Below are 20,591 nucleotides of genomic sequence, written 5' to 3' on the forward strand. Positions count from 1 at the left end.
AGCCAAAAATGTTTGATTTATGCGCGGATTCATGGAGTTATTTGCACAAAAGTTTGCGTTGGTACAAAATGTCGCACTTTTTGTAGGGTATATCGTTTCAAACTTGGTACACTCTGTCCCATCCGAATCCATCTGGGGTAAATATGTCTACTCAATCCCATATTAGTACAAACCAACAATATAACGCCTTTTCCGTATTGGTCGTTGATGATGAATTGGGCATGCAAGCCATTTTAAAAAAGGCATTGGGAAAGCTTTTCTCACATGTCGACACCGCTGGCAGCATCGAAGAAGCAGAACAACTGCGCAATTCTCGCCATTATGATTTGATTTTGCTGGATATTAATCTGCCGGGGCGTTCTGGGATTGAGTGGGAAGAAGCGTTTGAAGATGATGAAAAACGCGCCGATGTGATTTTCATGACGGGTTATGCGGATCTAGAAATTGCCATTCGAGCGCTGCAGCTCGGTGCTTCCGACTTTATCCTCAAACCATTCAACCTTGAGCAGATGTTAAAAGCGGTCAGCCGCTGTATGGATCGCCGTTTGAACGAGCGCATGCAGTACGCCATGAAGCGTGATTATCAGCGTCACAATACTTCCGAGATCATTGGTGGTTCAGAAAAAACGCGTCAGCTCAAACAACTTATCACACAGTTTGCTCCATCACGAGCCTCAGTATTGGTTGAAGGCGAATCTGGCACGGGCAAAGAGTTGGTCGCGCGAGGCCTTCACCAAGCAAGTGGGCGAACGGGCCCATTTGTGCCTATCAACTGTGGGGCGATTGCGCCAGAGCTACTTGAAAGTGAGTTATTTGGTCACACATCAGGTGCGTTTACTGGAGCGAAAAAGTCACGCGAAGGTTTGTTCCGCGTAGCGAATGGCGGCACTTTATTCCTTGATGAAATTGGGGAAATGCCGCTTTCCATGCAGGCATCATTATTGCGCGTGTTAGAGCAGCGTACAATTCGTCCTGTCGGTTCAGAAAGAGAGATCAGCATTGATGTCCGTATCGTGGCGGCAACCAACCGTAATCTGCAAGAAGAGGTCAACCAAGGCAATTTCCGCAGTGACCTATATTACCGTTTAAACGTTCTGAAAATTGAAGTGTGTCCGCTGCGAGAGCGCAAAACCGACTTATTTGAGTTAGTGCCATTTTTCAGCAACATGCTGACGCGCGAGCTCGGTATGCCTGCGCCAAAATGGGCGCACGAAGACATGGAAGCCATGAGTGAATACGATTGGCCGGGCAACATTCGTGAGCTGAAGAACCTCATCGAGCGCTGCATTTTGCTTGGTAAGCCACCAGCGCATTACTGGCGAGAGCTGAACGGTGGTCATTCTCTGCCTAATGTTTCGATTACCGTTTCTCACTCCGCCGAGTTACCAACTTTTAGAGAAGGCAAAGAATTTACTGGCGAAGGCTACCCAAACAATTGGACTTTAAAAGAAGTCGAGAAAGCGCATATCAAACAAGTCGTTAATTTGCATGAAGGCAATAAATCGGCAGCGGCGCGCGACTTAGGCGTTGCCCGCAAGACGTTAGAACGCAAATACAAAGAATGGGATTCTGAGGATGAGGGATATGCCGACTAACTGGCAGCAGCACAAAGGATTGTCGAAATGGACGCACCGTTTTAAAACCATGGTGCGTTATCGCTTATTGATTTTAACCTCTGCACCGATCTTCCTTACGTTGATAGCGCTGATCGGTATTACGATTTATTGGTCTATCCATTACACGTGGCAAAACGCGCTGCTGGATGTGTCAGAGCGTTTGGGTGTGGCAAATAACAGCGTGACGTTGTTACAACAAAAGCAAGCCAATTACGTGCGAGCGTTTGCTGACTCCTACGACTTTCGAACCCGAATAAATCAAGGGACACCACAAGACGAGCTACAAAAGTGGGTTACTGAACAGAAAAAACGTTACTCCCTAGACTTTCTCTCTTTCCAACGCGTTAATTCGATGGAAAACAAATTCCGTTTTATGGATCTCACCAAGCGCGAATCGTTTTTTGATGTACTCAATCGGGAAGAACTCGAACAGCTCGATCCGGAACTCGCCAAACGGGCCGAAGTGCCCATTCTGGCTGATGGTGGAATGGAAGCGCGCGGCTTGGTGAGCCGTACCGTTATTCCGGTATACAGCCAAGTGAACGATTTGATCGGCTTCCTTGATGGTGGTTTGCTCCTCAACAACAGTACTGTGCTGGTGGATCAAATCCGCGATCTCATTTATCTCAGTGATAATGACCGCCTTCGTCCTGTGGGTACGTTGACCGTGTTTCTTGATGATTTACGTGTGAGCACCAATGTTCCACTAGACAGCGATCATAGGCTAGGGCGCGCTATTGGTACGCGAGTGAGTGCAGAAGTGTATAACCAAGTGCTCTCTAAAGGTCAGCAATGGGTCGACCGCGCGTATGTGTACGACGCGTGGTACATCACCGCTTATCAACCAATCAAAGACCAGTACGATAACGTCATTGGCATGCTTTATACCGGCTACCTGATGTGGCCATTTGTGAAAGCGTACATGACCAACATCGCCGAAATCAGCCTTATTACCTTAATGCTATTACTGGTCTCTGGCGTGATGGTCTATCGCGGTTCGCGTGATTTGTTCCGACCAATTGAGCGCATTCATAAAGTCGTTAAGCTCGTTCAACTTGGCAAAGAGAAACGTATTGGTCCACTGGGGTTGGATGATCATCATGAGTTGGCGCAGTTGGCTAGACAGTTCGACAATATGCTTGACGCCTTAGAAGACCGCAAAATCGAACTCAAAAATGCTGCGGCGCAGTTGGAGTGTAAAGTTCAAGAGCGAACGGCTAGCTTGCGAGAAAAAACTGAGGAACTCGAACTTCACATTCAGTTGCTCAACCAAACCCGCGATAAATTGGTAGTGCATGAAAAACTAGCGGCGCTCGGTGAGCTGACCGCCGGGATTGCACACGAAATCAATAATCCAACTGCGGTAATTCTTGGTAACGTTGAGTTGATTCACTTTGAGTTGGGTGAAGATGCGAGTCGAGTTCAAGAAGAAATTGATGCAATTCACGCGCAAATTGACCGTATCCGCAATATCACTCGCAGTTTATTGCAATACAGTCGCCAAGGCGGTGTTCAAGATGAAATCACTTGGCAACATGTCAACCCGATCATTGATGAGAGCATCACATTGGTCAAAACCGGTACTAAGAAGCGCGACGTCGAATTTGTTACCGATTTACAAGCGCATACGCCAGTTGAAATTAATCGCCATCACTTGCTACAAATTTTGGTTAACCTGCAAATGAATGCCATTCACGCGATGAACGGTAAAGGAAAACTGATCGTAATGAGTGAAGATTGGATTGAAGAAGGTGAAATAAAGGGCGCGGCGATTCATGTTATCGACGATGGTTGTGGTATCAAACCAGAAAACTTAAATCGAATTTTCTCACCGTTTTACACGACGAAACGCGACGGCACAGGATTAGGCTTGTCGGTTTCGCAGAGTATTCTTAGTCAAACCGGTGGCGAGCTGAAAGCCGAATCGGAGTGGGGTAAAGGAAGTACATTCAGCATCTATTTACCGAAGAAAGCCGAGCTACTGCTGGAAGTGACGAACATCGCGTAACGTCAACTAACGCCAATTCCATCAAAAAAGGTCAGTGAAAACTGGCCTTTTTCTTATCTACTCATCTTATCCTTCGTTGCGACTTTAAGTACGACAAATGACATGGATTTTTCGCCTTTTCGTACAGAAAAACACAGGTAACGAAACATATTTCCCATTAATTAATAAAAACAAAACTTGAAGTATGTAGCTTGAAGCAGTACCGTTGCCCGGTTTTTTCTCAATACACTTAAATTGCTAAGGTAAAGGTTTTGATCTCCACAGCGAATATCACTCAACAATTTGGCGCTAAGCCGTTATTTGAAAACATCTCAGTTAAGTTTGGCGAAGGTAACCGCTACGGCTTAATCGGGGCTAACGGTTGTGGTAAATCAACCTTTATGAAGATCTTAAGCGGTGAGCTTGAGCCAACAGGCGGTAACGTAAGCTACGATCCAAACGAGCGCGTTGCAAAGCTAAACCAGGATCAATTCGCGTACGAAGAGTTCACGGTTATCGACACGGTAATCATGGGTCACAAAGAGCTTTGGGAAGTGAAGCAAGAGCGTGACCGTATTTACTCTTTGCCAGAAATGAGCGAAGAAGACGGCATGAAAGTAGCTGACCTTGAAGTTCAATTCGCGGAAATGGACGGCTACATGGCAGAAGCAAAAGCGGGCGAACTGCTTCTTGCTGTAGGTATTCCAATGGAACAACACTTCGGTTTGATGAGCGAAGTGGCTCCAGGTTGGAAACTGCGTGTGCTTCTAGCGCAAATCCTGTTTGCTGACCCAGACATCATGCTACTTGACGAACCAACCAACAACTTGGACATGGATACAATCCGTTGGTTGGAAGACACGCTAAACGCGCGTAACTGCACGATGATCATCATCTCGCACGACCGTCACTTCCTAAACTCAGTATGTACGCACATGGCTGACTTGGATTACGGTGAACTACGTGTTTACCCTGGTAACTACGACGAGTACATGACCGCGGCTTCTCAAGCTCGCGAACGTCTACTTAGCGACAACGCGAAGAAGAAAGCTCAAATCGCTGAGCTACAAACTTTCGTGGCGCGTTTCTCTGCAAACGCATCGAAAGCAAAACAAGCTACGTCTCGCGCGAAGCAGATTGACAAGATCAAACTGGACGAAGTTAAAGCGTCTAGCCGTCAAAACCCATTCATTCGTTTCGAACAGTCGAAAGAACTGTTCCGTAACGCTCTGATTGTTGAAAACCTAAGCCAAGGTTTTGAAGAGGACTTGTTCTCAGACTTCAATGCAATTTTTGAAGTGGGGGAGCGCGTTGCGATCATCGGTGAGAACGGTGTGGGTAAAACAACTCTTCTAAACACGCTTGCTGGTGTGCTTGAACCTCGTGCGGGTGAGTTCAAATGGTCTGAAAATGCAAACATCGGTTACTACGCACAAGACCACGCGCATGAGTTTGCAGAAGACATGAACTTAACGGATTGGATGGGTCAATGGCGTCAAGAGGGCGACGACGAGCAAGTAGTTCGTGGTTTCCTAGGTCGTATGCTGTTTGGTCAAGACGACATTAAGAAGTCAGTAAAAGTACTGTCTGGTGGTGAGCAAGGTCGTATGCTGCTTGGCAAGCTGATGATGCACAAGCCAAACATGTTGCTAATGGACGAACCAACCAACCACATGGACATGGAATCGATCGAATCTTTGAACACCGCGCTTGAGCAATACAAAGGCACGTTGTTCTTCGTATCTCATGACCGTGTGTTCGTAGACTCGCTAGCAACGCGTATTATCGAAATTCGCGATGGCAAGATTTCAGACTTCAAAGGTACTTACTCTGAGTTCTTGAAATCTCGTGGCGTTGACGCGTAATTACTCATACAGCGCTTGAAAAGTAAAAGCCTCGCTATTTAGCGAGGCTTTTTTAATTGGTCTTAATCCTTAAACTGACCGGTTAGATACGCATATATGCCGACGACACCAAATGTAATGATCATTGAGAGCATAATGCCACTGGGCGTGAGCAAAAAATTCCACAGTTGGTCATTGTCCATAGTTCACATCCTTTGTGAATGAGCTGTAGTTAGCATCAATTAAAACAAGTGTTGTTATTGTTACAACAAACGTTGCTATTTCTGGCTTATATCGCTTAGTTAAGCCTTCATAACGTGATGATTTACTTACCCCAATCGTTATAAGTTTACACTAATCGGCGGTTTTGTAATATGTTCTCGTTAACGAGATGCGCTTTCGCCTTTCACATCAAACTCAATCTTGTCCGCTCCGGTAAATACTTGGAATCGCAAACCTTTCGCACGCGCAATGGTCGTAATGCCAAATTGCTTCGCTAGATCTAACCCCATTTGAGTAACGCCAGAGCGAGAAAGTAGAACAGGAATGCCCATTTGAGCTACTTTAATCACCATCTCTGATGTAAGGCGACCTGTTGTGTAGAAAATTTTATCTTCGCCGGTCTCTTCTTTGAGCCACATCTCACCTGCAAGCGTATCCACTGCGTTGTGACGGCCGACATCTTCCACAAATGACAATACCTCATTGCCTTTGCAAACCGCACAGCCATGCACCGCGCCCGCTTTTTTGTAGGTGTCGTTGTAATGAGTCAACGCTTCAAGTGCGGAGTAGATTTCTGATTGCTTAAGCGGAACTTGAGGCACTTGGTAGTTCTCAAGTTGTTTCATCACGTTGCCATACATGGTGCCTTGACCACAGCCAGATGTGACGGTTTTCTTTTTCAGAGCGCCTTCTAAATGTTCGGTATTTTCTTTAGTAATCACCGCTGCGGAATGCGTTTCCCAGTCAATAATGACGGATTCAATCGCTGCTGGATCAGACAGGAAGCTTTGGTTTTTTAAATAACCCAGTACCAGCGCTTCTGGACGCGAACCTAGCGTCATGAGCGTGACCACTTCTTTCCAGTTCAGCATGACCGTAAGAGGACGCTCGCAAGCGATTTGCTTCGTGAGCTTTTCGCCGTACTCGTCGTACACATCGACTTCTATGGTTTGCAGGGGATTTTCACTGGTTTTAATAATATTTGGTTTCAGCACAGTCGTGTCCTAGTGATTAAGAGCGTTAGGTTGCTACGCATTTAGCTTGCGAAGTGGTTAGCAAAGCAAATCTCGTTCCAAAATAGCGGTTCCCATAAAAATTGCGAGGTTTTATGTCAACAATGCATTAAAACTGCGATATCGCAGTAATGACACATCAATAAATTTGAGTTTCAACTACTTTGGTACTTGAGTATAGCGCTGTGTATAGGATTGATTTGGCGCGGTTATTGCTTTGTAGCGATGAAATGGTTGAAAGCCAAGGTCAAAATGTCCTGTGAGTTTTCAGACCAAAATAGAAAAACTGGGTGAGTTATGTCGGATAAGAAAGATTTCGAGAACAATTACGAGAAGACTGAAGACGCATGGCCAATTGGCGTAGAGCTTGTTGAGCATGAGATCAGTACAGGGATTTGGGTGACAACCCAATGGCAGTTGACGGGATTTGCGCTAAATCCGACAGAAGAGACTCCAGATGTTTGTCTGTTGCAATTGCACAAAGACGAGCGTACAGACTACCGCTTTAACTTAAGCTCTCAGCAACCTAAACTTTTTTTAGTGATGGATAACGTCGAGTCTGGTGAAAAACCAGCGATACAGCTACTAACGGCTTCACAATCTGTCGCGGCGCAATATATGGATGGCGACAACCTTGTACTATCCAACGATATGCCGTTAGCCGTTCAGGCTTGGATGGAAGCCTTCATCGGTCGCCACGGTGAGTTGTTAGAAGTAAGACGTAAGAAACGCAAAGGAGCGGGCAGAGCAAATGGCAACTAGTTTTTTAAGCCGTTGGTCGAAACGTAAATTAGAAAAATCTTCCCAACATGATGAAGAGATCACGCCGATAGCAGAGACGGAGCAATCCGAAGATTGTGTCACAGCGCTTTCAAACGCTGACGAAAGCTCAGACGTTTTGAACGTCAACGAGGTTAGTCAGTCTCCAGACATTACCGCGAGTGTAGAGACTGAAAAGCCCGAAGAAATGTCTGTGGCGCAACTGCTGGTTTCTGAAGCTTCAGAAAGCGTTAAGAAAGCCGCGCTGCGCAAAATGTTCTTGTCCGAAGAATTTAACGTGCGTGATGGCCTAGACGATTACGATGATGATTACAGTAACTTAAAGTCACTTTCTAAAGACGTCGCAGAGACGCTGCGTGATTGGGTTAAAGAAAAAGTGGAAGAAGAACCAGACGCTGAAACGACGCAAGGATCTGAACTTAACGCTGACGATATCGCATCTGAGGTGGTTGAAGACTCAGAACTAAACGCTGAAAAAAGTGCCGGAATTACCCAAGATGAAAATGAACTGTATATAAATACAGTATCTGGTAAAAGTGATACTTTTGCTGAGGAGTCACCGCCTAACGAGGTGAGACAAAATATACCACACAAAGAATAGGTACATTTTGACTAAACACTCAATGAACCGGCTGGGACAAAATGTCTCAACCGGTTTTTTTATCCCTACTATTTGTCGGTAAAATATCTAAGTGATTGAATTTTAATTGATATTTTATTGGCATGACATTTGCTATTTGTTGCTCAATACCAATCTGGTTGAAGTTAGCACGGACGCACTGCGTAGTATTCATCGCCTATAGATGGCGGAATAAGAATGCTCATTGATAAGTTAATCAGCAGAATCTCCGGCGCTAACTACACTAAGAGATGGAAAAGACTATCCATGTTCATAAATGGAATTGAGCAATGCTGAAACAATTATTAGAACAAGCAACTTCCAATAACGGTAAAGCGAGGCTGTACGCTTTCGAAAATACCGTAGAGTTGACCAATCTTATTCCACCAACCGTAAGCTATGAAAGCGGCGGTAATACTTTGATTGTGGGTCCAACGGCAATCATCGAAAGTGCGGCAGCGCAATTGTCGCAAATGAACAGCCTAACGCTGCTTTCTACCGATGGCGAAAAGGGAACAAATCCCGAGCTTTACTACGCCAATTCGGTTCAGGTTTCAGGGTTCTTAGGTACGTTTGAAGTTCTGATTGAAAATCATGGTTCGACCAACAATCTTGCCAAGGTCGCGATCAATAGCGATCGTTTCGATATCGTACTCGATCTTTGCCTAAACAGCTGCATGTCGGAAGAAGTACCAGTACCGGGCTACTACCCAGTTGGTCGTGGCTATCCGAAACTGGCTGAAGCGTTGGAAGAAATTCCAACCTTGATGGGGACGTTCGATAAACCGAAATTCTTCCGTTTAGATACCGATCTATGTGCACACAGCTCTCGTGGCGTAAAAGGTTGCGAACGTTGTGTGGATGCTTGTCCGGCAGGGGCACTATCGAGTGAAGGCAGCGACAAAACGGGCCATCGCATCGAGATCAACCCATACCTATGTCAAGGCGTGGGTACTTGTGCTACAGCGTGTCCGACAGAAGCTATTCATTACGCATTGCCAAACCCCGAAGATACGCAAAAGTTTATTGAACGTACGCTAGCCAACTATGAGCAAGCGGGTGGTTTAGATCCTATCGTATTGATTTGTAGTTCTCGCCACGAGAGTTACAACGTGATGGCACTAAAAGCACTGCCAGATAATGTGATTCCAATTGTGGTGGAAGAACTGCCTTCGGTTGGTATAGATACTTGGTTCGCCGCGCTTGTGAACGGTGCTACTCAGGTGCTATTTGCGGCTTCGCGTTTTATGCCTCAAACCATTATTCGTGTGCTTAATAGCGAAGTAGGTATTGCTCAAGAGCTGCTCGACCAACTTGGTATCGCCAAAGAAACCATCGACATTTTGTATCTAGAGTCATTACGTGAAGGTGCTCCGACACTTTGTACCGAGTCTTTTGATTTGGCATTAGGTGATTTGCAAGGTAACAAACGTCAGCGTCTATTTACGGCGTTGGATGCGTTGTCAGCATCACGTATTCCAGTTGAGAACATTGTTGAACTGCCAGCGAACGCACCTTACGGCACGGTTTCTTGTGAAAGTAAAGATTGTACGTTGTGCATGAGCTGTGTGGCGGTGTGTCCAACACGTGCATTGCATACGGACGGCCAATCTCCGTCGCTTAAATTCGTCGAGCAAGACTGCATTCAATGTGGGCTGTGCGAGAAAGCGTGTCCAGAGAAAGTGCTGACGCTTACTCCTCGTATGAACTGGGTGAAAGAAGAACGCCAGAAAGCGGTTGTGATTCATGAAGAAAAGGCAGCCGAGTGCATTCGCTGTCACAAGCCTTTTGCTCCGCAATCGATGATCGACATGCTGCAAAACAAGCTTCGTGGTCATTCTCATTTCTCTGATGAAGCCGCCATTAATCGCATCGCCATGTGTGAAGACTGTCGTGTGATCGACATGTTTGAGTCGATGGCTGCTGATCCAATGAATCAATTGAAATACTAGGAGCTCGCAGTGGATACACAACAAGAACAAACACTGAGAACGGACATTTATCTCGTTCTATCCGCGCTTTTTCGTAGTGCGCCAAGTGAGGAAATGCTGGCGTTCTTGAAATCGCTAGAAATTGAACCGTCTGAGAGCGCGATGCAAAAAGCTTGGCTCGCACTGCAACAAGCCGCGAACGAAGCGCAGCGAGAAGCGTTAGAAGAAGAATATCAAGATCTGTTTATTGGCATTGGACGTGGTGAAGTTGTGCCATTCGGGTCTTGGCATCGTACGGGCTCGATGATGGAAAAACCGTTAGCGGAAATTCGTCGCGATTTGGAACTTTTAGGCATCGAACGAGAAGAGAACGTGAAAGAGCCTGAAGACCATATTTCTGCACTGTGCGAAGTGATGGCAATGCTGACGGGTGAAGAGGAAGAACTTCAACAAGCGGTGTTTAACAAACACATTGCCCCTTGGTTCCAATCTTTTACGCGCCAACTAGAGAACGCAGAAAGCGTGAACTTCTACAAGCCAGCTGCGCAGCTTTGCGATGCGTTTTTAACGTTAGAGCAAGTGCGCTTTAGCGTGAACACCAAAAGCAGTAAGAGCAAATTAAAAATTGATGTGAAAAACGTCACTGATTACGAGTAATCGAGCAGTACTTGGTCATATCGATAGAGAGGCATGAGTCTCCAAAGATCTACCGTAAGGTAAGGAAGCAATGATGAAAGATAATAAAGAAATAAACACAAGCCGTAGGGATCTCCTAAAAGGCTTCACAACCGCTGCCGTTGCTGGTGCTGTTGTTGCGGGAACCACAAAAGTGGCCGTTGCTTCAGAAACGGTTGAGCCTTCTGAAAAAGACGTGAAGAAGAAAGGGTATCGTGAAACTCAACACATTCGCGATTACTACGACACACTTTAGGAGATAACGGATGAAACTTGTCAAACGCTCCGACAGTGTGAGCAAAGAAACGAACCAGCTTGGCGTATCTCGTCGTGCATTCATGAAAAACACTTCGCTTGCCGCTGGTGGCGCAGTGGTTGGTGCTAGTCTATTCGCACCGGGAATGATGAAAAAAGCGCAAGCAAAATCAGTCGATCCAGAAGCGAAAACAGAAGTGAAACGTACTATCTGTTCTCACTGTTCAGTGGGTTGTGGTATTTATGCAGAAGTTCAAAATGGTGTTTGGACGGGTCAAGAGCCTGCATTCGACCACCCATTTAATGCCGGTGGTCACTGTGCAAAAGGCGCAGCACTGCGTGAACATGGTCACGGTGAGCGCCGTCTTAAATACCCAATGAAGCTTGAAAACGGTAAGTGGAAAAAGCTTTCTTGGGATCAAGCGATCGAAGAAATCGGTAACAAGGTGATGGACATCCGCAAAGAGTCCGGCCCTGATTCGGTTTACTTCTTGGGAAGCGCAAAGCACAGCAACGAACAAGCTTACTTGTTCCGCAAAATGGCATCACTTTGGGGCACTAACAACGTTGACCACCAAGCGCGTATTTGTCACTCAACAACCGTGGCGGGTGTAGCAAACACTTGGGGTTACGGTGCGATGACCAACTCTTTCAATGACATGCACAACTGTAAGTCGATGCTGTTCATTGGTTCAAACCCAGCTGAAGCACACCCAGTAGCGATGCAGCACATTCTGATCGCGAAAGAGAAGAACAACTGTAAGATCGTCGTAGCGGATCCTCGTCGTACACGTACGGCAGCAAAATCGGATCACTATGTCTCACTTCGTCCTGGTTCTGACGTTGCATTCATTTGGGGTGTGTTGTGGCACATCTTCGAAAACCAATGGGAAGATAAAGAGTTCATCCGTCAACGTGTATTCGGTATGGATGAAATCCGTGCTGAAGTGGCGAAGTGGACGCCAGCAGAAGTTGAGCGCGTAACAGGCGTAAGCGAAGACGACGTTTACCAAACAGCAAAACTGCTTTCTGAAAATCGCCCAGGCTGTATTGTTTGGTGTATGGGTGGTACTCAGCATACTACTGGTAACAACAACACACGTGCTTACTGTGTGCTTGAGTTAGCGCTTGGTAACATTGGTAAATCAGGCGGCGGTGCAAACATCTTCCGTGGTCACGATAACGTACAAGGCGCAACCGACCTTGGCGTACTTTCTGACACGCTACCGGGCTACTACGGCCTTTCTGAAGGTGCTTGGCGTCACTGGTCAAAAGTGTGGGAAATCGATTACGAATGGATTAAAGGTCGTTTCGATGACAACGCTTACGGTGGTCAAAAACCAATGAACAGTGCAGGTATTCCTGTATCTCGTTGGGTGGATGGCGTACTGGAAAACAAAGACAACATTCGTCAACGCGAAAACATCCGTGCAATGTTCTACTGGGGTCACGCAGTGAACTCTCAAACACGTGGTGTTGAGATGAAAAAAGCGATGCAGAAGTTGGACATGATGGTGATTGTGGACCCATACCCAACTGTTGCTGCGGTAATGAACGACCGTACCGACGGCGTTTACCTGCTTCCTGCAACAACGCAGTTTGAAACATACGGCAGTGTTACCGCTTCTAACCGCTCTCTACAATGGCGTGATCAGGTGATTGAACCTTTGTTCGAATCAAAACCAGACCACGAAATCATGTACCTGCTTTCGAAGAAACTGGGCTATTCAGATCTTCTGTTCAAAAACATCCGTGTTGAAAACAACCAGCCGGTGATTGAAGACCTAACGCGTGAATTCAACAAAGGCATGTGGACGATTGGTTACACAGGCCAAAGCCCAGAGCGTTTGAAAGCGCACCAACAAAACTGGCATACGTTCCACAAAACCACATTGGAAGCGGAAGGTGGCCCTGTAAACGGTGAAACCTACGGTCTACCTTGGCCATGTTGGGGTACACCGGAAATGAAACACCCAGGCACACACATTCTGTACGATACGTCTAAGACGGTTGCAGAAGGTGGCGGTAACTTCCGTACGCGCTTTGGTGTGGAATTCGAAGGCAAGAGCCTTCTTGCAGAAGACAGCTACTCGAAAGGCTGTGAAATCAAAGACGGTTACCCAGAATTCACTGACAAGTTGTTGAAACAACTTGGTTGGTGGGACGATCTAACTGCTGAAGAGAAAGCGGCAGCAGAGGGTAAAAACTGGAAGACTGACCTTTCTGGCGGTATTCAGCGTGTCGCGATCAAGCACGGTTGTATCCCATTTGGTAACGCGAAAGCGCGTGCGATTGTTTGGACGTTCCCAGACCGCGTACCACTGCATCGTGAACCACTGTACACACCACGTCGTGACCTTGTAACGGATTACCCAACCTGGGACGACAAAGATGCAATCTTCCGTGTTCCTACGTTGTATAAATCCATTCAAGAGCAAGACAAATCGGGCGAGTACCCAATCGTTCTGACTTCGGGCCGTCTGGTTGAATACGAAGGTGGTGGTGAAGAGACGCGTTCAAACCCTTGGCTTGCCGAGCTTCAACAAGAAATGTTTGTTGAAGTAAACCCGAAAGACGCGAACGATCTTGGCTTTAGAGATGGTGATGATGTTTGGGTTGAAGGTGCAGAGAAGGGACGAATCAAGGTGAAAGCGATGGTTACACGTCGTGTGAAACCTGGCTTGGCATTCATTCCGTTCCACTTTGGCGGTAAGTTCGAAGGTGAAGACCTACGTCCTAAATACCCAGAAGGCACGCAACCTTATGTTGTTGGTGAAGCCGCCAACACGGCAACCACTTACGGTTACGACCCTGTTACTTTGATGCAGGAAACTAAAGTAACCCTATGTAACATTCGTAAAGCGTAAGGAGTCTGACAATGGCACGAATGAAATTCCTATGTGACACCAAACGCTGTATCGAGTGTAACGGCTGTGTTACTGCATGTAAGAACGAAAACGACGATGCGCTTGAATGGGGCATCCAACGTCGTCGCGTTGTGACACTTAATGACGGTGAACCGGGTGAAAACTCGATCTCTGTTGCTTGTATGCACTGTACAGATGCGCCTTGTATGGCGGTTTGTCCTGCTGACTGTTTCGAGCATACAGAAGACGGCATCGTACTTCACAATAAAGATCTGTGCATCGGCTGTGGTTACTGCTTGTTTGCTTGTCCGTTTGGTGCTCCGCAGTTCCCGAAACAAGAAGCGTTCGGTGAACGTGGCAAAATGGACAAATGTACATTCTGCGCAGGCGGTCCAAACACTGAACCTGGTTCAGAAGAAGAACGCCAAAAATACGGTGCGAACCGTATCGCAGAAGGCAAACTACCGATGTGTGCATCGCTATGTTCAACAAAAGCACTACTTGCGGGTGACGCAGAGAAAGTCTCTGATATTTTCCGCCAACGTGTGGTAGAGCGCGGCGCGAAAAACGCAGGTTGGACAGACGGAAACGATCTTTCTTACGATGCGACGAAAAGCTAAGTAAGGAGAGGCACATGTTAAACACTCTTAAACGTGCGTCTCTAGCAATGCTGTCAATGATGACGGCATTGCTGCTGACTTTCGCAATGCCTGCTTCAGCAGAGGGGCAATCTTCTAAAGTGGTTCAACAGGAGATAACGCAACTTGCAGGTGCAGATTATTGGCGTGAAGTCAGAGAGGGGCAAGAAGGTTATACCACGTCTAAATCGCCAGAACATGGCGTATTAATCAGTAAACCTGGTGAGACTTGGTACATTCTAAAAGAGAAATGGATGTCTCCTGCTGGTGCTGTCGCGATTTTCGGCAGTATCGCGATGGTTATCATGGCTTACGTATTTGTTGGCCCTTTGATGCTGAGTAAGCCTCGTACAGGCAAAAAGATGAAGCGCTGGTCTCGCTTGGATCGCGCTCTCCACTGGAGTATGGCGTTTACATTCTTAACGCTTGCATTCAGTGGTTTGATGCTGGTTTACGGTAAGCACTTTTTAAAACCGTATGTTCCTACCGAGTTTTGGGGTTTTATCGTCATGCTGGCGAAGCAATACCACAACTACATGGGACCACTGTTCTTCATTTTGCTGATGTTTGTACTCTTGAAATGGTGGCGCAAGTCGATTCCAAACATGACGGATATTCGTTGGTTCATGAAAATGGGTGGCATGGTCGGCAAACACAAAGGAACGCATCCATCAGCAGGGTTCTCAAACGGCGGTGAGAAAGCCATCTACTGGTTGTTGATTTTCTTTGGCGCTATTGTCGCGGTAAGTGGTTTAGTTTTGGATTTCCCAATCTTTGGGCAAACTCGCCGAGATATGGAACTTTCTAACCTAGTTCATGCCATTTCAGCCCTGATTCTGATCTGTGGCTTTATTTTCCACATCTATATCGGTCTATTCGGTATGGAAGGTGCGTTAGAAGGCATGGTGACTGGTGAAGTCGATGAAACATGGGCGAAAGAGCATCACGATCTTTGGTATGAAGAAGTGAAGTCTAAAGAAGCGATGGGCGAAGCAGAATCAAAACCAACGACAGAGAAAGGAGCGAAAGCGAATGAACAAACATCATAACGGGATTTGGATTGCGTATATCCTGAGTTGTTTTACCCCGTTTACGTTTTTGATCTCAGGCGTTATCGCAATTATCTATGCGGGTTACCGTTTGGATAAGGGGGAAGACAGCGACGTAGTGATTTCTCATTACTACGGTCTGATTCGTACCTTCTTCCTCTACCTGACGTTTTTTGTTGTGCTGATTGTCACCGTAGCGACCTCTAACGGTGTGCTAGTCGGGGTGAGTGACTATTGGGTGAAAAGTACGTTGATCGAAGACATCGCTTACTTCATCCCTTGGGTCGGAATGGTATTCGCTGCGTTAGCTATTCTTGTCTGGTTCATCCGTATGTTCCAAGGCATGCAGCAACTGCGTAACAATCAACCTCATACTCCCTCTACAGGTCCAAATCTATAATTGAACCTCAACAACATCAAAGCCGCCTTATTTAGGGCGGCTTTTTTATTGCTTCGGTTATGCAATGGAGAGCCAGAAGCTTGTCGTGACACGCTGGACATGAGCATAACGTTCTATAGTTTGAGTCAACTTCTCTTGTGTGAGACACGGTATCTCAGTCATGCGACTATTGTGAATCTTCTTGGTGAATTTTGTTATCTGGGGAGCGAATCAAATTAACAAAAGAAATTGCTCTCTAAAAGGCAAATCGCTGAGACCTCAGTCTCACTCACACTATTGTTCATTTACTCAAGGCATTTTTAGCCGCTAGAGTACGCGACGCTCAGCAATTCTTTTTTAAAGAGCATCAAATTCGCCTTAGTGCATTCAAGTCAAGGAATAGTCGAATTCTGAAAAGGATCCGGCTTTCACACGTTTGCTTTGTATTCTCAGTACCTGCTAGATGAAAACAAAGCAAACTTGTGAAGTCAGTGGTAGGCAATAGGAAAGGACACACTCGTTACAACTATGATTCCTCAATTTGTTATCCCTCTCACCAACTGCCTTGGTCAAAGCTTTCATTTTTCCAGTCAGCCAATCCCAAAAGGTGAACACAAAAAGTTTGACTCAGAACAGAGTGCGAAGGCGTTTCTAGATGACTTCGTACCGCTTAGCTCAAGCCGTGTTGAAGAGTTGTATCATCTACTTGGTCAGTTTCCCCCAAACGTACCGGATGAAGAACTGACACCAGAGCTTTATGCGGCTGTATTTGCAAAAGCACTTGTGAATGGTTCTCTTTATGTCGCTAGTTTCCCTAAAACAAAGAAAAACGCGACAATATCCAGTGAACCAACACCGGTACCTAAGCAAGTAAAAGCAAAGTCTAAGCAGAACAAAGCACATACATCTTCTAAAACCCAAGCTAAGAATTCAGCCTCTGCAAAGCCTTTACAGACGGGCAGCGAATGTCATGAAAAAGCGGGAGATCCGGTTTCTCTAGTAACGGGCGAAGAAATATTAACACTCAATGATGTAGAGCTTCCCAATGGCTTCGTTTGGTCAAGAACGTATCGCTCATCCAAAGCTTCCCGAAATCAAGGTCTTGGTTACGGTTGGCGACATGCTTTTCAATTTGAACTGAAAGAAGTCACAGATGAAAAGCACAACGTCACCTCATGGGAATTTGTAAGTGATTCTGCTGACGAGATTGAATTTGAACCAGTTGAGCATGGTTCAACAAGTTATCAAGTCTATGTCGGAGCAAGCTGTCATTTCCTAAATCCAAATACACGAATTGTCACTCTCTCTAGTGGTGATCAATATCGTTTTGAGTTGGTAGAAGACATTTGGCTATTAAAACAAATCCGCAATGGAATCTTTTCGACGTTCCAACTTCGTTATTCAAGAAACCACCGCCTAGTAGAAGTTGCACATAACAAGCGACCAGTTCTTGAGTGTCAATATGATAAACAAGGGCGCCTTGTTGAATTGCTGAACGCAAAGACAGAACAAGTATTAACAACATATATCTATGACGAGCAAGACGATCTTGTTGGTGCGACGAATGATTTGGGTTTGACTGAGCGATATGAGTATCAAGACCAACATTTGATAGCCAAACGTGTTCGACCAACAGGGTTTACGCATCACTTTGAATGGTCGGGAGAAGGCTCGAGTGCTAAGTGCATTAGAAACTTTGGTGACTCAGGTATTTATGATTATCGATTCCATTATGAGGGTGCAAAGTCCTCTTATTCTGACTCTTTAGATAATGAGTGGACTTTCATTCATGATGAGCAAGGTCATCTGCTCGAAAAATCGAGCCCGACAGGAAGAACGTGGCAATGGCACTATGATCATTTAGGGCGTAAAGAGAAAGCGGTATTCCCAGATAACTCGACAACACAGTACCAGTACAATCAGCAAGGCCAATTAATTTCCAAACTGCACTCTTCCGGTGCTCAAATTCAATATGGTTATGACAGCTTAGGTAAGCTTGTAAAAACGGTATCTCCTGATGGTGATCTTGAAAAGGCCTATTACAACAGTCTTGGCCAACGAGTGTGGGATATCGATGCTCTAGGTTGCGTAACGGAGTATGAATACGATAAACATGGTCAAGTCGTAAAGAGAGAGTCTGAAGATGGTAAGAAGAGCCGTTGGTGGTGGGATAAACAACAAAGATTAGTCGCTCATGAAGTAGATGGCACTTTACTTCGCTACAGTTATGGCGCTACCGATTTAGTTAATGGGATTGCGTATCCCGATGGATGTGTTGCCCAGATTTCCTATGATGATTACGGACGCCGCACATCGATAAGATATTTCAACGACGAAGACAAAGTCGGTTACAGTGAAGAGTACGCTTATGACGAGTTTAGTCGTGTTGCACAGATACACACACCAGAAGGTGTCACGTCTTATCAATGGGGAGCTTTGGCTCAACAAGAAGCGGTAATCTTCCCTGATGGCAGCCATATTTCCTACGAGTACGATCAACAACGTAACCTAACGAAATTAGTTCGAAGTGATGGTCTAGCGTTTGAGTTTTTGTACGACAGTGAAGGTTTACTATCAGGTACCGTTGGATTTGATGGGCTACACAGCCAATTCAAATACGACTCTATGGGAAGAATCATCCGAAAAGATGTTGCAGATAGGACCGTTTTATACAGCTATGACGATGCTGGCTTTCTTCAGCATATTAAAGCGGGAAATGGAAAAAATATTGTTGAGAATCACTTTAACTATACGTTAGGTGGAAGACTGACTTTAGCCTCTAATCGTCATCAAACTCTACAGTATCAATATTCCTCATTTGGACATTTAACTAAGCGTATTCAAGGTCAATTTGAAATCGGTGAAGAGTTTAACCGAGTCGGACAGCGTGTTTCGCAAACCTTACCTGACAAGACGTCACTTAACTTTTCATACGACACCAATGGTAGGCTTTCCGAAATCCGGTTTAGCGATGACTCATTACCAAAAATTGAGTTCCAATATGATGTTATGGGGAGGCTTTCTGTCACTGAAACTGAGAGTTTCAGAGAGAGCAAACTTTATGACGGTGTCGGTCGATTAGTCGAGCAGCAATGGTCAGGTAGAGAAAAAAAATACATATACAATGCACAGAACCGAATCTCTTCAATTTTAGATAATACTGCAGGGGCAACTCACTATCAGTACGATACCCTCGGGCACGTTACAAAGGTTAGTGAAGCCAGTTCGACTTCAACATTTGAATCAGATAGCTTTGGAAATCCCGCTTTGGCTGATTCTAAGGTAATGAGTGACCGCATTGAAGCTTATGCAGGTGTTCATTACAAATACGACCAACAAGGTAATCAAGTTAAACGAGAAGGCGATGGCACGGTTCAAAAACGTGTGTTTGACGCATTAAATCAACTGGTAGAAGTACATGGTGATTCGAGTATTAGTCACTATGAATATGATGCATTAGGCCGTAGAACAAAGAAAATTACTCAACATGGTATCACGGAGTTTCTTTGGGAAGGTGAGCGTTTACTCGGAGAACGCACTGCCGATGGCTTTCGTTGGTACTTATATCAACCAGAAACCTACATCCCATTGGCTGTGTTAGAAAATGGCTCAATTTATTTGTATGAATGTGATCAGGTTGGTAAACCGGAACGACTAAAAGACAGTGCCGGAAATATCGTTTGGAGTGCAAGTTATGATGTCCATGGATTTGCTTCTATAGACGTTGAAGAGGTGAGAAATCCACTTCGCTTTCAGGGACAGTATTTCGACCAAGAAACCAACTTACATTACAACCTCGCTCGGTATTACGACCCTAAGCTAGGACGTTTTATCCAACAAGACCCGATATCTATTGCTGGTGGCATTAACCATTACCAATATGCAGTCAATCCTATCCAGTGGATTGACCCAACAGGTTTCCTTTGTGAAGAAGGGCTAAAACGCTTACAGCAAATGCTGGCTGATTATCAGGCGCAAAACAACGTTCCCCAAGAGGTTTGCGATCAGATTTTAGAGGCGGCAAAAGAGTCATCCGTCGGAGAAGATGGTGTTCGCTCGCAAGTCAAAATCCGCAAACCCAATGGTAAAAACAATATTCGATATGAATACGATTTAGACCATATTGATTGCAAGAAAAACGAGATTACTTTTTATCGCCATATCAATTATTCAGATGGTATTAAACGCAAAGTTCAATATGTTGTAGGCATAGAAGAAATTGTCCAAATCATCCCCTTGAATAAAAGCCAAAGTGGGAGTGTTGCGAATCCTAATGGCGGTTCTTTAGACAGAGATTGTGGGCTTAAGTTAAATAACGAAATAGTTGGCGGGGTACCTGCAAACCATGCTGGACACCATCAAATTAGTATCAATATTGCTCAGGAATATCCTGTAATGCATAGAGCTGCCGAACTTGGTTACAACATTAACAGAGGTACAAACGGGATTGCACTTCCGACTAATATTGAAACATCTGTCGAAACAGGTCTTCCTTTACACGTGGGTAGACATCTAAGTGCAAGGCACGAAGGTTCAGCTGATGCTTTAGTTCGACGAGAAATGAGAACGTTGCAAACTAAGTATGATCGTGGTTTTATCGATGATATGACTCTTGTAGATGAAATTGGAAAAACAGAAAGTAGAATTAGGAATGCTCTGGAAAAGAATGAAGTTCGATTGCAATTGGATGATCCGCACTGGAAAAGTAGGAAGTAG

At 45.4% G+C, this 20,591-nt stretch carries 14 protein-coding genes; 13 read left to right on the forward strand and 1 reads right to left on the reverse strand.

The window, feature by feature from the left end; genetic code table 11:
* Positions 1–143: 143 nt before the first annotated feature.
* The 3 genes from DYB02_RS08780 (at position 144) to DYB02_RS08795 (ending at position 5,468) form a co-directional block, all read left to right on the forward strand.
* A complete protein-coding gene (locus DYB02_RS08780; RefSeq protein WP_025545521.1) occupies positions 144–1,595 on the forward strand; it encodes a sigma-54-dependent transcriptional regulator in 1,452 nt (483 codons plus the stop codon).
* The gene (locus DYB02_RS08785; RefSeq protein ID WP_029804053.1) at positions 1,585–3,624 is read left to right on the forward strand and encodes a sensor histidine kinase; all 2,040 of its coding nucleotides are present in this window, start codon (positions 1,585–1,587) and stop codon (positions 3,622–3,624) included. The genes DYB02_RS08780 and DYB02_RS08785 overlap by 11 nt, the downstream gene beginning before the upstream one ends.
* 251 nt (positions 3,625–3,875) lie before the next feature.
* A complete protein-coding gene (locus tag DYB02_RS08795; RefSeq protein ID WP_005453913.1) occupies positions 3,876–5,468 on the forward strand; it encodes an ABC-F family ATPase in 1,593 nt (530 codons plus the stop codon).
* A gap of 362 nt (positions 5,469–5,830) precedes the next feature.
* Here the strand turns inward: DYB02_RS08795 and DYB02_RS08800 are convergent, their stop codons facing one another.
* Positions 5,831–6,664, reverse strand: coding sequence for a formate dehydrogenase accessory sulfurtransferase FdhD (locus tag DYB02_RS08800; protein WP_005396179.1), 834 nt, complete (start codon positions 6,662–6,664; stop codon positions 5,831–5,833).
* Between the two features lie 315 nt (positions 6,665–6,979).
* Here DYB02_RS08800 and DYB02_RS08810 point away from each other — a divergent pair, with 315 nt between their 5' ends.
* The 10 genes from DYB02_RS08810 (at position 6,980) to DYB02_RS08855 (ending at position 20,591) form a co-directional block, all read left to right on the forward strand.
* A complete protein-coding gene (locus DYB02_RS08810) occupies positions 6,980–7,444 on the forward strand; it encodes a DUF3305 domain-containing protein (protein WP_005396177.1) in 465 nt (154 codons plus the stop codon).
* The gene (locus DYB02_RS08815) at positions 7,434–8,063 is read left to right on the forward strand and encodes a DUF3306 domain-containing protein (protein WP_029804055.1); all 630 of its coding nucleotides are present in this window, start codon (positions 7,434–7,436) and stop codon (positions 8,061–8,063) included. The genes DYB02_RS08810 and DYB02_RS08815 overlap by 11 nt, the downstream gene beginning before the upstream one ends.
* A gap of 308 nt (positions 8,064–8,371) precedes the next feature.
* Positions 8,372–10,033 carry a 4Fe-4S dicluster domain-containing protein gene (locus DYB02_RS08820; protein ID WP_029804056.1) on the forward strand — a complete coding sequence of 554 codons (1,662 nt, stop codon included), beginning with the start codon at positions 8,372–8,374 and terminating at the stop codon, positions 10,031–10,033.
* A 9-nt stretch (positions 10,034–10,042) separates the two neighbouring features.
* Positions 10,043–10,669 carry a TorD/DmsD family molecular chaperone gene (locus tag DYB02_RS08825; RefSeq protein WP_024703673.1) on the forward strand — a complete coding sequence of 209 codons (627 nt, stop codon included), beginning with the start codon at positions 10,043–10,045 and terminating at the stop codon, positions 10,667–10,669.
* Between the two features lie 73 nt (positions 10,670–10,742).
* The gene (locus DYB02_RS08830) at positions 10,743–10,943 is read left to right on the forward strand and encodes a twin-arginine translocation signal domain-containing protein (RefSeq protein ID WP_005396171.1); all 201 of its coding nucleotides are present in this window, start codon (positions 10,743–10,745) and stop codon (positions 10,941–10,943) included.
* 10 nt (positions 10,944–10,953) lie between these two features.
* Positions 10,954–13,809, forward strand: coding sequence for a formate dehydrogenase subunit alpha (locus DYB02_RS08835; RefSeq protein WP_025503774.1), 2,856 nt, complete (start codon positions 10,954–10,956; stop codon positions 13,807–13,809).
* Between the two features lie 11 nt (positions 13,810–13,820).
* On the forward strand, positions 13,821–14,429 hold the full coding sequence (gene fdh3B / locus DYB02_RS08840; protein WP_005453840.1) for a formate dehydrogenase FDH3 subunit beta: 609 nt from the start codon (positions 13,821–13,823) through the stop codon (positions 14,427–14,429).
* Between the two features lie 14 nt (positions 14,430–14,443).
* Positions 14,444–15,496, forward strand: coding sequence for a formate dehydrogenase subunit gamma (locus DYB02_RS08845; RefSeq protein WP_015296735.1), 1,053 nt, complete (start codon positions 14,444–14,446; stop codon positions 15,494–15,496).
* The gene (locus tag DYB02_RS08850) at positions 15,480–15,896 is read left to right on the forward strand and encodes a membrane protein (protein ID WP_005479430.1); all 417 of its coding nucleotides are present in this window, start codon (positions 15,480–15,482) and stop codon (positions 15,894–15,896) included. Before DYB02_RS08845 ends, DYB02_RS08850 begins: the two co-directional genes overlap by 17 nt.
* A gap of 507 nt (positions 15,897–16,403) precedes the next feature.
* On the forward strand, positions 16,404–20,591 hold the full coding sequence (locus DYB02_RS08855) for an RHS repeat-associated core domain-containing protein (RefSeq protein WP_029804057.1): 4,188 nt from the start codon (positions 16,404–16,406) through the stop codon (positions 20,589–20,591).

The organism is Vibrio parahaemolyticus, from assembly GCF_900460535.1.
GTDB lineage: Bacteria > Pseudomonadota > Gammaproteobacteria > Enterobacterales > Vibrionaceae > Vibrio > Vibrio parahaemolyticus.